Origin of the sequence: Citrobacter freundii complex sp. CFNIH2 (assembly GCF_002880615.1) — a bacterium.
GTDB lineage: Bacteria > Pseudomonadota > Gammaproteobacteria > Enterobacterales > Enterobacteriaceae > Citrobacter_A > Citrobacter_A amalonaticus_F.
Genome location: NZ_CP025757.1, coordinates 2386970 through 2402487, shown reverse-complemented (window position 1 = coordinate 2402487; position 15518 = coordinate 2386970). Strand labels below are relative to the sequence as shown.

The 15518-nt window shown below is 55.5% G+C and carries 5 protein-coding genes; 2 read left to right on the top strand and 3 right to left on the bottom strand.

Annotated features, from left to right (window positions below; translation table 11 throughout):
- Positions 1–37 precede the first annotated feature (37 nt).
- From WM46_RS11825 to WM46_RS11815, 3 genes are all read right to left on the bottom strand, one after another.
- Positions 38–9352: an autotransporter outer membrane beta-barrel domain-containing protein gene (locus WM46_RS11825; protein ID WP_102602340.1), complete on the bottom strand. Its 9315-nt coding sequence runs from the start codon at positions 9350–9352 to the stop codon at positions 38–40.
- A 195-nt stretch (positions 9353–9547) separates the two neighbouring features.
- Positions 9548–10120 (bottom strand): helix-turn-helix transcriptional regulator, encoded by a 573-nt coding sequence (locus tag WM46_RS11820; protein ID WP_102602339.1) that lies wholly within the window; start codon positions 10118–10120, stop codon positions 9548–9550.
- Between the two features lie 557 nt (positions 10121–10677).
- Positions 10678–11853, bottom strand: a complete 1176-nt coding sequence (locus WM46_RS11815) for a DnaJ family molecular chaperone (RefSeq protein WP_061076751.1) — start codon at positions 11851–11853, stop codon at positions 10678–10680.
- Positions 11854–12150: 297 nt separating this feature from the next.
- On the opposite strand from WM46_RS11815, the gene WM46_RS11810 reads away from it, so the two are divergent.
- Both WM46_RS11810 and WM46_RS11805 read left to right on the top strand, forming a co-directional pair.
- Positions 12151–13236: a YncE family protein gene (locus WM46_RS11810; RefSeq protein ID WP_102602338.1), complete on the top strand. Its 1086-nt coding sequence runs from the start codon at positions 12151–12153 to the stop codon at positions 13234–13236.
- Positions 13237–13299: 63 nt separating this feature from the next.
- Entirely contained in the window at positions 13300–15483 is a 2184-nt protein-coding gene (locus WM46_RS11805) for a TonB-dependent receptor (RefSeq protein ID WP_102602337.1), read from the top strand.
- Positions 15484–15518: the final 35 nt, after the last annotated feature.

The following is a 15518-nucleotide window of genomic DNA, read 5'->3' as shown; positions in this document are numbered from 1 at the left end:
GCATTGCCTTCACCCGGCCTACTCCCCTCAGAGGTTGTCAGAACGACTTTTTAAAGCCAATAGAGGCATTGACTGGCGCTTCCACCTGCAATTTATGCCCGCCGTTGTTGAACTGCGTTCCCAGTTCGCCGTACACCTGCAGGTCGCGGTCGATGTTCCAGCTCAGACCTGCCGCGACTTCGGTACTGGAGTACTGCTGCGAGGATTCCAGCGTCGTGGTGGCAACCGCATTGCTGAAGTGGGTTTTGTCTTTCGACCCCAGACCCTGCCACAGGTTGACGCGGCCATATGGCTGAATCTTACCGTGGCGGGTGTCATAGTCAGCTTTCAGTCGCAGCCCGACACGGGCGGTGAAGGCATCGGCAGTATCGAGTCTGACCTTCGTCTTCGTCGCGCCGCCCAGCGTGCTGTCATCAAAATCGCTGTACTGATAGATCAACTGCGCCTGAGGTTCCAGACTCCATGCGCTTGCCCCTAAGCGGAACGCTTTGCCGATCTCCGTCGAGGCGGTCAGCGTATGGCCTTTCACGGTATGGGAACCCTTGTTTCCGGATGCCGACAGGCGAGCATCATGGTTACCGTATTGCAGGACGTTATCCACATACATGCCATCGGTGGAGAACCAGGTGGCGTAACCGCCCAGGTAAAACGCGTTGTCATCGATGTTACCGCCTTTACCCGCGCTACCCGCGTTGCTGCCTTTGACGCTGCTGTCGATATCCAGAATGCTGGTGTATACACCGGCTTTCCAGCTGGTATCCGCGTAAAGGTCAACCCCTGCCTGAATCCCCATCGTGTGGCTGGTGGTCTGCGTGCCGGTGACATCGTCCAGTTTGGTTTTACCGGAGTAGCCAATCATTCTCGCCCACGCACGGTTGTCTTCATCGAGACCCGGTCGCGCATCGTCCCCCATTCGCTGGTGCATATTGCCTAACAAACTCAGGTCGCCCTGACGCACCACGCTGGCGAGACCGGAGTAGAGCATGGTTTCCGGACGATATTCGCTGCGCAGGTACCAGTTTTCGCCCTGGCCTTTCGCGTTGCCGGCATACAACTGATATTCAAACGCCCCGGCAGACATCCGGTTACTCGCCAGATAGAAGCCGTCACGCGTGGATTGTGCCGTGGTGGTGGCGCCGTTTTTCGCCGTCACCACTTCGATCCCATCGCCCACCGTCGGCGCGCCCAGTCCGGAACCGTCTACATTCAGCAGCGTGCTGCCGCTGACCTTACCGCCATCGATCACCAGTCGGTCCGCAATACCCTGACCGCTGCTGTTCTGCGCCGCGGCTAATTCAAGCGTCCCGTTTTTGCCGCTGTAATCGCCTTTCACCGTCAACGCGGAACCGATCGCCGCCCCCGTCAGCGACACGCTGCCGCCGTTGGTTAATCCGGCGACCGTCTGGTCGTAGCCTTGCGTTTTCAGCGCGGTTTCGCTCGCCACATAGTGATGAGACGCTGCGCTCAACGTATTGGTGCCACCGGCCTGCAGAACCCCGTTGGCGACAAGCGTTGCGCCTTTGTAGCTGTTCGCGCCTTCCAGCGTGGTGATGCCGCTGCCGGTGTGGTGGAGCTGTCCTTCGCCGCTGATATTGCCGCTCAGGGTGTAGCTGTTGCAGCGTTTCACATCCAGTATGCCGTCAGCGATGATATCGCCTTGTACGCTGCCGATCTCACCGCCATTACCCAACTGCAACGTGCCCTGCACGACGTGGGTACCGCCAGTGTAGGTGGTGTCGAGCGTAAGCATGAGCGTACCCTGGCCGGTTTTTGTTAACTGGCCGCTGCCTTCAACGTCGGTCAACAGTTCGACGTTGAAGCCGTTGGTGTCGAAGGTCCCGCCGCCGGACTCCAGCGTCACCTGGCGGGCGGTATTAAACGCATCGCCATACTTCAGCGTACCGCCGTTAAAGGTGATCCCGGTATTGGCTGCGCCGAGGTTTTTATCGCCGGAAACCTGCAGTGTCCCTGCCGTAATCGTTGTACCGCCGCTGTAGCTGTTCTCGCCGGTCAGGATCAGCGTACCGAGGTCGCTCTTATTGACGCCGCCGGTGCCGCGGATCTCGCTGTCGATGGTGGCGATATACCCTGCACCATCGACGGTGCCGTCGCCGACGCGAATCAGCGTATTGGCGGTGTCAGTGGTGATGGCATCGCCCGCTACACGGTAGCCATCGGTGGCAAACTGCGCGCCGCTGATGATCACATTACCCAGACTGTTATCCACGGTGACATTGCCTGCCACCCCCTGGAAGACGGCGAACGCGGCATCGGTGAACGGAGCGTTCAGCGCGCCTTCCGGTGTGGATTCATCGGTGGTCCAGTTATCGTTGCCGTGGCTGGATTGCCAGATACCATCGCCGCCGTTGATCACGCCGTTGTTTTTCAGTTCGCCATTCTCACCGCCGGTGCCGTCCCAGAAGCGCAGCGTCAGACCGCCGTGGTTTACCAGGTTGACCTGATTGTTAACCGATGTCTGCACGTACAGACTGTCTGCCGCCGTCGGGGCGTTGGCAATGTCCATCACGTTGTTGGTCAGCGTGCCGGAGTAGTTAATGACGCGATAGACGCCGACATCAAAGCTGCCGCCGGGTGAGGTTTCAATGTTGAGCTTGCCGTCGAGTACCAGATCGCCGTTGACGTTAATCAGGTCGTTGAAGGCACCGCCTGGGGTATACGCCTGGCCAAACTGATAATCCAGTTGCGACAGCTCATTCAGCGTCAGAGCGCCGGTGGTCAGTTTGCCGACGCTGTTAAGTGTGGAACCGGCGGTAATATGGCCGTTATCCGCAACATTCACCGCGCCGCCAATAATGCCGTTGCCGCCCAGCGTCGCGCCCGCCTTGACCGTTACGTCACCGGTCGCCGCCGCCTGATTACCGTTGACCAGCAGTACGCCCTCATCGACCGATGTGGTGCCGGTCCAGGTGTTGTCGCCGGTTAAGGTTAGCGTTCCGTCGCCGATTTTCACCAGATTGCCGCTGTCACCGCTGATGATGCCGCTGATGGTGTCATCCAGCGCCAGATTACCGAGGGAGAGGGTTTTATCGCCCAGCATAACGTTGCCCGCGCCGGACAACGAACCGATGGACGTCGCGCTGTCGACGTTGCTGATATCCACGTTGCCGCCGGAGAGATTTTTCACGGTAGTCATTTCCGCCAGCGCACGATCGGCAAAGGAGATCAGTCCACTGTTGGTCACCGTTGCGCTGCCGCCGCTGGCATCCTCTTCCAGCGCCAGCGTGCTCGCTTCTGATACGTTAATGGTCGACTGTCCTGCGGTTGCATTGCCTGCAATCAGCGCCTTTGCTGTGCCGTTCAGATTCAGCGTCGCGTCGGCGGCAGTGACCGTGTCTTTTAGCGTTAACAGGCTGTCGGCAATGTCCAGCGTCAGGGATTGCAGACCGGTTGCTGCGCCGCTGATGTTCAGCGTCGCGCCTTTCGTTACGCTCACCGTGCTGCTGGCGTTACTACCAAATGTTCCCGTCTGGCTGGCATTTACCGTGACGTTGTGCGCTTGTCCGGTACCTTCAATCAGCGTTGTGCCCTGATAGCGGTTAGCCCGATCGAGCGACAGCGTGCTGGCCGCATCATGGGTACTGCTGGTGACTTTCAGGTTGCCCGCGCCCGCGATATCGCCAACAGGGGAGAAGTGGTGCGAATTCAGATCGAACACTGCATCCGCGCCAGATGTCCCCAGGGTGAGAGTGCGCTGAGTGGTGAAATCCGCGCCCAGCTGTAGCGTTGAACCGTTGTTGATAGTGACGCCGGTTCCCGCCTGGCCCAGATTGTTATCTGCCGAGATTTGTAGCGTGCCGCCATCGATACGCGTGCCGCCATGATACGTGTTGTCGCCACTGAGGATTAGACGTCCCTGGTCGGTTTTGACCAGCGTCAGGCTATCCGCACTGTCACCTTCGCGGATCGTCGATTCGATCGTTGCGGTGAAGTTATCGCCTGCGCCACCGGCACCGACGCGCAGCATCAGCTCATTGCTGCCCGCGGTGGTTTCCCATGCGTTTAGCGCATCGCCTTTGATGACATAGCCGTCCGCGTCAAACTGCGCGCCAGAGAACTGAACATTGCCGGCGCTCTGATCGACTTCGACCGTACCGGCGTTGCCGGTAAAGACCGCAAAGGCTTTTTGCGCCCATGGCGCGTTGCCGATACCATCCTGCTGCGTCCAGTTGTTATCACCCAGGCTGCCGATAGCCATCCATTTGCCATCGCCACCGTCAATTTTACCGTTGCCTTCAATCCCGGTTTTACCGTGGTTTTCGCCCGTCTGCGCGCCGTCCCAGAACTGCAGCGTGACGCCGTTGGTGTTGACCAGGTTGACCTGCTTATCCAGCACCGTCTGGACAAAAAGATTGCTCTTATCCTGACCCGCCGGAACGTCGCCTAACTCCAGCGTCTGGTTGTCGAGCGTGCCGCCGTAGTTATAGAGACGGTAGACGCCTGGGCCAAACGTGCCGCCTGCGCTTTGGCTGACGTTCAGCGTGCCGTCGAGCAGCAGATTGCCGGCGACATCAACCAGATCGTTTTGTGCGCCGCCGGGCACGAAGGCTTGTCCCAGTTCAAACGCGGAGGTGGTTTTGCTACCCAGTTGCAGGCTACCGTTGATCTTCAGCGTCCCCGCGCCGCCGTCGCCTGCGCTAAGGGTGGTGGCGTCATTCATCACGGCGTCGCCGCCGAGGGTGCCGGTGCCGCCCAGGGTTGCAATGCCGTTCACGGTGGTTATGCCCGTCGCGGCAGACTGATCGCCATTGACCAGCAGTGTGCCGTTGTCGACGGTGGTCTCCCCTTTATAGCTGTTGGCACCGGTTAAACGGGTGATACCTTTACCGATTTGCTCCAGCGCGCCGATACCAGAAATCACTCCGTTAAGCAGGACGTTGTTGCTGCGATTCACGGTCAGAATACCGTCATCAATGATCTGCGAAACCGGGTTGATACCGCCCGTCGTGCCGCCCTGACCGAGATGTAAAATCCCGCCCTGATTGATCGTAGTGGAACCGCTGTAGCTATTGTCGGTGGTGAACACCGTCGTGCCACCCGTTGCACGGACAAAGTTGCCGCTACCGCTGATAGTGCCCTGATAAATCTGGCTGTCAGCGTCATTGCCCAGCGTATCAAAGATGATGTTGCTGGCCTTACCGCTGGTGGTAATGCTGTAGTTGCCAATGGTCGCGCCGGTATTACTGGCATCGCGATGATCGCCCGTGCGCAGCGTCGCGCCGTCGTTAACGGCCAGGGTGCCGTCAGTCAGTGTCAGACTATCCACGATGCGCATATCCGCCTGCGCGCCCGTCAGCGTTAAGGTATTCCAGCCGCTGCCGATGTGGGTTCCCAGACTGAGGTCATCCGCCAGCAGCGTACCGATATTACCCTTGGTGTTTGTGAAGGTGAGGGCGTTACCCGTACCGGCGAGCGTGGTGATGTGGCGCGTGTTCGCCAGCGATACGTTGCCGATGTTGGCCTTGTTGTTGGTTGTCCCCGCGAAGTTCACCTCCCCGGCGAACGTTCCGCTGTTCCAGATAAAACGATCGCTACCGGCGCCAGTATTGATGACACCACGCATATTGCCGCCGCTGATGTTGATGGTGTCATTGCCTTTACCGGACTGAATCGCGACATCCTGATCGGTGGCGGCGAGGATCGTGCCGCTGTTGGTGATGGTTTTGCTGCTGTCGCCGCTGGCATCCACCACCGGACCCTTCACGCTGTTGGAGGTGATGTTGCCGCTGTTGGTGATGGCGGAAACGTCTTTTGCCAGAATGGCTGAACCGCCCGTCGCGTCCTGAATGGTAATATCGGCGCGGGTGGTCAGTCTGCCGTTGGTGCGGGCATCGATCCCGTTCCCCGTGGCGTTTCCGGTATCGTTGTGTACCAGCACGGTGTAACCGGTGCCGATAACCAAATCGCCGGTCGCGTTGTCGCCGTTCTCTTTCATGAAGGCAAAGCCTGATCCAGAGCCAGTGACGTTGAGCATATTATTGGCGCCGTCTTTCACGTTCAGCGCCACGCTGGTGCGGATCCCCGGACCGTCGTTGGCGTTAATCGTGACGTCGTTCAGCGTGATATCCGAACTTTCGGCATGGTTCTGAATGCCTGCGCCGCTGCCCAATGCGCTGATGGTGACGCCTTTGGCGGCCAGCGACCCCGCACCGGCTTCAAGACGAATCCCATCCGCCGTGCCGTTGGTCGTAATGGTATCGGCTAATCCACCGGTTCCCGCAGTGATATTCAGCGTTGCGCCATTGGTCAGCAGCACGCCTGCGGTACCGTCATCGACCTCAATCGCGCCCAGCTTTTTGATCTGCGCATCTTTGCCAGAGGCGCGAACGCCAATCCCGTTGCTGACATGCAATGCCTGGGATGCGTTGTTGGTTAACCGTCCTCCTTCTTGCACGTCGACACCGATACTGTCTTTACTGGCGAGATCGATAACCGCGTCCTGTTGCAGAACGATGTTGCCGAGATTCTTCGCCACATAGGCGATGACGTTCAGCCCAGTATCCAGGGATTTAATGATGGCGCTGGAGTTAAGAATGGTTTCGACAGGGGTGCCCTGTTTGTTACCGTTCAACTGATGCGCCTGACCATCGACAATCCCGGCAGTGGTATTTGAGCCGGTCAGTTCAATAAGGGTCTTATCGCTGATGGTGCCTTCTGCGCCCCCTTCGAGCAGCAGTGCCGCCGCACCGTTGCCGCTTACCGTAAATGTTGCTTCACCCGTATCCACGGTGCTGCCTTTACCGGTCGCGAAGACGCCAATTGATTTTTCGCCCGTTAAGGTCATCTCGAGTTTAGATGGCTGGTGCGTCAGCGGGTCGAACGTATTGCCGGCAAAGTTTGCGCCATTCGCAATGCGGAATAACGTGGTGCGCGCCTGACCGTTATCGTTCATAACGGCTTCGCCGATATTGGCGGTCGCGCCTTTGCCGTACAGGTAGTAGCCTATTTGATCGCTATTGTTGAACAGCGGACTGCTGGTACTGTTAATGTTAGCCACCGCGTTATCGCGGACATGAACGCCAATGTTGCCGACTTCATCCAGCGTGATTGTGGAATACACGTCGACGGTGGCCTGGGATGTGGTACTTCCTTCAGCCCAGATCGCATAGTTACGGTTTGACGTGCCGCCGTCGCCCGCGACCGTGATCGCCCCTGTATCGCTGGATGTTACATGCGCGTTCTTCGAACTGGCGGTCAGATGGATACCGATGTTGTTGTGGCCGTTGACGGTAATCTCGCCGTCGTTGCGGATCTGCTGGCCGTTTTCGCTGCCGCTGTCGCGCACGGAAATACCGAAGTTCTGGCTGGTGCCGGACGACGAGTCGCCATTGAGGGTAATTTTACCCGTGTTGATCACATTCCCGGTGGCGTTGCCGACCAGGATCCCCGCCGCGTTACGAACGCCTTTTCCGAGGGTGATCGTTCCGTCATTGGTGACATCGCCTGAGCTTCGGGTCAGGATCCCGGCGCTGGGGCTGGCACCGCCGCCCATCGCAACATCGTCAGCGGGGGTGACGGCATCACGCCCAAGGTAAAGGGTACCGCCAGCGGCGTTTGTGAAGGTGGCATCACCGGACACTTCAACGGCGTAAGCCGTTCCCTTGCCAAATGAGACGCCGTTAGCGCGTCCGTCCACGACGTTAATCTCACCCCTGTTGGTCCCGTTGGTTTGATCAGACAACTGCATACCGATAGCGAGCGTCAGAGAACTGTTGGGTTTATCGGTTGACCATGGGTCGGCTGCAGCTGCGGTTCCGTAGTTGTTCGTTGTGATGGCCTGGTTAATGGTCCCTTCGTTCACCACGGTGCTGTTTCCCAGCCCCTGCATACCGTAGGCTCCGTAACTGCTGACGTTCTGATTACCATCTTTGTCGATAAACAAACCGGAGTTAATCGTGCCGTGGTTAGTGGCACTGGCATCACTGGCCAGCATGCCAATCGCCAACCCTTGTCCGGTAGCGGTTCTCAGCACGTTCAGGGCGCCTTCATTGACGATAGAACCCTCGCCATCGGCCTTCATTGCCCCATTGATACTGCCATCGACAGCCAGAGTTGTGCCCGCAACCAATGTGCCGGTGGTGCCCTGGCCATTAGCGTAGATGGCATGCAGTTCACCAGTGGCCGCCGTGGTGTTATTGGTGTGCGCCTGTCCGTCCGTCCAGACATCGTAATCCCAGGTCAGCAGGTCGGCATTGGTACCGGAGGTCAGCAGTTGATTGATCAGGCTCGCGTAGTAGGTCTGTGCGTCAGAAACTTTACTGATAGCGCCAGAATCCAGCCAGAGCTGGATCTGGCTGATATCTTGCCCGTCGGGGGTTTTGGCGCTCTCACTGCCGGCGCCAACCAGCCAGTTGTTGAAGTTCGCCAGGTCCGCCGTGCTTTTGATGGAAAAGGTGCGGTTACCCGTTTCAACGACATTGCCCTCTTCGTCGTAGCCGTAGGTCATTAAGGTAATGTCTTTGCCAAACACGGTGGTCTGTTTCGAACCGGCAAAGGTTTTGGTCGGAACGACCGGCGCAGCACCAAACTGAATGTAGTTATCGGATTGCCAGTTGACCTTGCTGTTCGGGTCTTGCGCTTTGAGCAGAGAAGAGTCTTTTGCCAGCAGACGGATAGCATTTTCTCTTACTTTCAGTGAATTATCGCCAATATTGAGATTGGCGGTTGCGCCATCTTTGGCAAGGGCAAAGCCAAACTGCTTATAGATTTGCGACACATTGGCATCAAACGTGTTAAGCACGGCATCGCCAATCTGTGAAACGCTAATAAAGTTTGCCAGGCTTGCGGTATCAAACACCTTCAGGGTGGAGGTTGTCTCGGGATCGGCCGGGTCAATCACCTGAAATTCCACGCTTTGCTGCGGGGTAGACGACTGTGTATGACTCAGGTATTCCGCCAGCTCTTCAATTGTGGTGATGGATTTTTGCTCGTGGGCGAGGTTGGTGGCGGTAATAATAATTTTGCCGCTTTCCAGCAGATCCCGGATGGTCGATGATTCCACAATGCCGGTCTGTCCGTAGGCGATGTTGGGGATCGCGCCGGTGATATTCAGTTCATTGGCGTTGTTTTGGTTTTCATATAAAAAACCGTAGTTGAATACGTCCTGATGGACACCGGCGGAGATGCCATCCTGGTAATCCACGGCGATATCGCGTGTGCCATCGGTCACGATCGGCGCAGCGACGGCCGTGAGAGAAACGCCAGCAAATAAACCGGAAACAACAAGCAGTCCCGTTTTACGCGAACTGCTTTTTTTCTTCCCTTTTGATAATTCGGAGGCGACAACCCAAAGCCCGAGTGTCGCATTCCATATGATGTTGTAAACCTTATTCATAATAACCTCGTCTGCATTTCTGTTTTTAGTTGGTTGACACGTTGCGTTTGTGGTTAGGGTTGGCTCGCGATGAGTTGGCCTGGGTTGTCAAATTTCGAAAACAGGAGTCCCTTCCGCAGGGCGGAATAATTTTTAGTGATTGATAACGCCTTAAATCATGCTCAGTCGTCCGTGCCGTATTTCCTTAGTAGATGGTTAACGATAGTGAGAGAACATATATTTCAGATGGGTGTTGTTGTGCCCTAACTTTTTGGCAATATTGCTTTTATAGGTACCGATTGTTTTTTCGCTTTTATGCGCAATAGTGGCAATTCTGGACAGCGACCACCCCCGGGAATACATCATCATGACGTTAAATTCATTCACGCTCATGGCATTAGCCAGTGGCTGGTTCACACTGGTGTTCTTGCAGTTGATGAGTTGAGTCACCCGGCGGTGCAGCGCGTCAAGGCTCAACTTGCGGTCGAGAAAGTGCATCTGCATGCCGCAAATGGTCTGGAATACCGCAAAGGTTTCGGCATTCGTCAGCACAAAAAGCATCAGTGACGAACGCGAGGAGAGACGGCGAATGATACTGGCGTATTTCAGAATATCCGTCTGTTCGGGATGAATAATGAGGTAATCATTATTTTGAACAACCGGGAAGGAAGAGGGCGGTGAACAGGCTGCATAATATTGCATGCCATAATAGATTGATGTGCCGCGCAGAATATTTTTCATGCCAAGCCAGGTGTAATAATCATCACCCATAAAAATAGCTTTTGACATTAAATTCTCCTTGAATCGGCGATAGCATCCTGCCCCTCTTTAACGCATTAAAAAAGGGTTCTTTCCCTGGCCGGGAATCTGTTTAAATCCGCATCTTGTATTGGGATTATTCTCAAGTGAAATATTACGCTTTGTTAAAATTTAAGATAAATCGTTTATTTCACCTTCTGGAGAATGATTGATAGATTTCACTTATGGATTGATGAAAAAAGGTGGGGAAATAATGGAGAGTTTGCGGGGAAGTCCTAAAAAATAGCGGAGACAAAAGGGAGGGAAGGGGCGCAATCAGGTGAAGTGGGATTAGCATGGCGATCCCGGGTATTGTGCGTTAGGAATATTCCTGGTGAATGTCGCAATGGAGATGTGATGGGTGGTGTGAACTGTTTAAAAAATAGAGGTTGTCAGTTAATGAATCTGCATTTGTCGTTTTAACTTGAAGTAAAATACCTTTATTGTCTTCATTGGCATGATTAAATGTTGTTTTTGATTGTTTGTGCTGATCTCGGATTATTCAGGTAGGCCAGCGGTGCCAGAGCGTTTTTTTTTGCAAAAAAGTCTTAACCCGCCAGCAGATCCTGCTCAACATGTTTTACCTGGTTCTCCAGTGTATCGCGAAGCTCAGCCAGCGCGCGCTCCTGCTCGGAAAAGTACGCTTCTTTATCGCGAACCGAGGTCGCCAGACGCCAGGCATTTTCCGCTTCCAGCCCGGCGATCTCTTTCAGCAGCGCGTCAATCTGGATCCGCAACTGCTGGATTTTCTGCCGCAGATGGTCGAGATTGTTCAGTCGGTCACTGGCCATCATTGGTTCCAGACCGCTTTGTAACTGCGTGAGCAGGGCGCGAATGGCCGCCAGATCGGCATTTTGCCGCGCCAGATTGAGCTGCACCATCATCTGGTGCGCTTTCTCTTTCAGTTCATCAGCGACGACGTCCGGGTGACACAAACGGCTGGCCTGACGCCACAGGCGCTTAAGCTCATTACGCTCATCCGTTGAAAGACGCTGATCGCGTGCGAAACGGTGCTGAGCATCCTGCTGCTGTTCCTGATACTCCTCATATTCATGGGCTGCCTCTTCCTGCGCCTGCCGCGTGTCGCTGTCATCCTGACGGGAAAAATCGGCTTCCAGTTCACGGATCTCGGCGAGCAGATCGGTAATCAGCTCCGTTTGCTGCTGAATGCGCTGACGGATGTCGACAGCGGCACGAGAAGCCGAATCCATGCCCATCCACTGCTGTTTGAGCTGGGCTAAGCGATCGACAGCCAGCGAGATGTACTGCTGACAGGAAAGGTAATCTTTCTCACGGCGTCTGCGTTCCGCTTCCTGACGACGCAAGGCGCTGGCGGCGAGCTGTTTACGCAGCTCGAGAATACGGCTCATTAATGGCCCGAGGCGCAGATGATACTGGTCGTTAAACTCATCCAGAATTTGAATACGGGTATTACGGGTGTCGATTAGCTCCCGCAACTGACTTTCCAGCGCCTTAAGTTCCAGTTTGCTGGCGGCAATCGCCGGATCCTGCCAACTGGTTATGGCGCGCTGATTTTGTAGCCAGGTGGCAATTTCACGCATTGCATCACTGAACCGACGCGTCTCGATAGCCCGGGCAATTGCCGTTATTACGGGATCGCCAGATTCCCGCTGCAGATGCACAAGCTGCTGCTGGATGATCTCCTCATCCTCAAGTTCGATGGCGCTTTTAATGATTTCGAGTCGTTTGATGATTTTATTCATGACACCGTTGCCTGGCGTGACCGACACATGAATGACGATATTTAGGTTAAGTCATTCGTTTGAAAAATATAAAAAAAGTGCAAATCGCATTCTGTGGCCTGTGGGGCCTGTTCGTCCAGAATAATTCGCAGAAATTATCGTTCACTCGCCATTTTCGTTTGAGCTCTCACAATTCGAACCTCTGTTTCATTAAGGGTATTTTTTGCGCGAAATACGCTTGCTTCGAAAAGGAGAATAAGTATAGTTCTCATTCTCTTTATTATTTAATGCGTGTCTTTTTTGGTAAGGAACCCAGGAATGAAAAAAAGTATTACTGCGCTGGCCGTGCTGATCGCGGCGGCATTAAGCGGTTGCGCGGCCACGACGCCCGCCACTACAGCGACAAATACCGTTGAAAAAGCGGCGACGCCAGCGGTGGCGACCGATTCGTTAAAACGCGATCTGGCGGATGGCCTGTATGAGATGGCGTTAAATCCAGCCGGTGACGCGCTGTATGTCGCCAGTGCCGAAGGCTTTAAAGATGTTCAGGGCGGGGTGGTTTACAAACTGGATGCCAAAACCCTTAAGACTACCGGTCGCAGCCACACGGATCTGAAAAACTTTGGTATGGCGATTTCGCCTGACGGCAAAACGGTGTACGTCACCAACTCGCTGGACGGTGGCCTGAGCGCGCTGAACACTGCGGATGGCAAAGTCAAACATCGCGTCTTGTTCCCGGAGCGGAACGCGGAAGGTTTCCCGTATGGCGCACGCCAGGTACTGCTGCATAACGGCCTGCTGTATATCGGCGCGGTTGCCGATCCAGCGGTGATCTGGGTGGTTGATGCCGAAACGCTGAAGCTGAAAACGCGTATCAAAAACACCGGCAAATGGATGACCGGTCTGCACTATTCCGAAACGACCCAGCGCATTTACGCTGCGAATGGCGGCGGTGAAATCCTGGTGATCAACCCGCGTAACCAGCGCGTTGAGAAACGCTGGAAGCCGCTGGGCGACAAGCCGGCGCTGTTGCTGAATATGGCAGAAGACCCACAAACCGGACGTCTGTTCGTGACCGATAACTCCAAAGCGAAAACCACGCTGGTGCTCGATATCCACACCGGCAAGGTGCTGAAGCAACTGGACGTGGGGGATTCTCTGGCGGTGACATTCAACGCGAAACGCAACGAAATTTATATCACCCAGCGTGATTCCGGGAAGCTGCTCAGCCTCAACGCGACCGATTACAGCGTGAAGAAAAGCTGGGACCTGCCGCCGAATCCAAACAGCCTGCTGCTCTCTGCTGACGGTCAGACGCTGTATGTCACCGTGAAACAGAAATTTAATAAAGACCACTCAACCGACGCGCCGGACAGCGTTGTACGTATTGATCTGAATAAATAATAAAAATCAGCCGGGGGACGGATGTTGTCCCCCGCGACATTGACTCTTTTTGATGGCATTCACATGAACAACACCAAAACAATTCTGGCGCTGACGATTGGCGCAATCTCTGGCACGACCTGGGCGGCAGACACCGCGAAAAAAGCAGAAGACACCATTGTGGTTCAGGCGACAACCCATAGTGATTTCAAACCCGGCGGCGACACGCCGCTGCCGGCGTTTCTTGATGGACAAGTCGCCAACGGCGGCAGACTGGGGATGCTCGGCCAGCAACGCGCGATGGACGTTCCCTTCAACGTCATCAGCTACACCTCTAAACTGGTTGAGGATCAGCAGGCGAAAACCATCGCCGACGTCGTGGCAAACGATGCGGGCGTGCAGTATGTCCAGGGCTACGGCAACAGTGCAGAAAGTTTCCGCATTCGCGGTTTGAAATTTGACGGCGATGATATGACCTTTGGCGGCCTGTCCGGCATTCTGCCGCGTCAGGTGGTGGATGCGCAGATGGTGGATCGCATCGAAATCTTCAAAGGGGCAAACGCCCTGATGAACGGCGCCGCGAGTTCTGCCGTCGGCGGGATGATCAACCTTGAGCCGAAACATGCAGGCGATATCCCGCAGGCCAAAGTCGGCGTGGACTACACCTCTGATTCACAGATTGGCACCACGCTGGATGCCGGTCGTCGCTTTGGCGACAACGATCAGTTTGGCGCGCGGGTGAATCTGGTCCACCGTGAAGGCGAAACCCGAATTCAGGACGATCGCCGTCGCACCACGCTGCTCTCCACCGGTCTGGACTACAGAAGCGATAACTTCCGCACCTCACTGGACGTGGGTTATCAGAAGAAAACCTTCCACGGTAGCCCAACCAGCGTCAACATTTCTGCGGTCGATTTCGTTCCGACGCCGCCAAAAAATGACCGCAACTTCTCGCAGAAATGGGCGTATAGCGACATTGAAAACGAGTTCGGCATGTGGCGTAGTGAATACGACATCACTGACAACTGGACTGCCTACACCGGACTTGGCGCTCAGCACGCGCACGAAGAAGGTCTCTACAGCGCGCCAAAACTGCTGGATAAGAGCGGGACGGCCACCGCCAGTCGTCTTGATACCAACCGTATCAGCGACACGGTCAGCGGCATGGCGGGAATTCGTGGCAATTTCGATACCGGCATTGTCTCGCACAAGGTGAACGTTGGCTACTCGGCACAAAGCAAAAACGAAAAAATCGCGTGGAAAATGTCTAAAGCGGCGGATAACCCGTATACCAACATCTACCACAACAGCGGCGTTGATGCGCCGGCCAGTACCAACTCGAACGGTAAAGGCGGTAACTACAGCGATCCGTTGACCAGCGGGCGCACCCGCACTCAGGGCTGGTTGCTGAGCGATACGCTGGGCGTGCTGGATGACAAACTGCTGTTTACCGTCGGGGCGCGCCATCAGAAAGTTGTGATTCGGGGCTATGACAAAATCACCGGAGCGGAAAACGCCGCCGACGGTTTTGACGGCAGTCGCTGGATGCCGACTTACGGCGTCGTCTATAAACCGTGGGAAGAGATCTCTTTCTACGCCAACCACACCGAAGCGTTACAGCCCGGTAAAACGGCACCCAATACCGCAACCAACTATGGTCAGAGCACCGGTATCGTCCATTCCAAACAGAATGAAGTGGGTGTGAAGGCAGACTTCGGGCGTGTTGGCGGCTCGCTGGCGCTGTTTGAGATCAAGATGCCGTCGGCAATTCTTGACAGTGAAACCAAACATTATGGTCTGGATGCCGAGCAGCGTAACCGTGGCGTTGAGCTGAATGTCTTCGGCGAACCGATGCTGGGCATGCGTCTGAACGCCAGCGCCACCTGGTTGCAGGCGGAGATGACCAAAACCAACAACGGCCTGAATCAGGGCAATGATGTTATCGGCGTGCCAAACTTTTACGCCGTGCTGGGCGCCGAGTACGACATCAAACCGATTGAAGGTCTGACCGCTACCGCGCGTGTGAACCACTCCGGTTCTCAGTATGCGGACCTGGCCAATACCAAAAAGCTCGACAGCTACACCACTCTGGATCTGGGCATGCGCTATCGCTTCGCGCTTAACCAGAATCAAAATCAGATGACCGTTCGCGCGGGCATCGACAACGTTACCAACGAAAACTACTGGGCCAGTGTTGATGATTCCGGCACGTACGTCACCCAGGGGGAAGCGCGCACCTTCAAAGTGTCCGTTGGCTACGAGTTCTGAGTTCCACCTCGTTATCAGGGGCAAGGATGCCCCAT

Bases quoted from the DNA above. Each gene is read 5' to 3' on its own strand.
- WM46_RS11820 (WP_102602339.1), bottom strand. From the start codon at position 10,120: ATGTCAAAAGCTATTTTTATGGGTGATGATTATTACACCTGGCTTGGC.
- WM46_RS11825 (WP_102602340.1), bottom strand. From the start codon at position 9,352: ATGAATAAGGTTTACAACATCATATGGAATGCGACACTCGGGCTTTGG.
- WM46_RS11810 (WP_102602338.1), top strand. From the start codon at position 12,151: ATGAAAAAAAGTATTACTGCGCTGGCCGTGCTGATCGCGGCGGCATTA.
- WM46_RS11805 (WP_102602337.1), top strand. From the start codon at position 13,300: ATGAACAACACCAAAACAATTCTGGCGCTGACGATTGGCGCAATCTCT.
- WM46_RS11815 (WP_061076751.1), bottom strand. From the start codon at position 11,853: ATGAATAAAATCATCAAACGACTCGAAATCATTAAAAGCGCCATCGAA.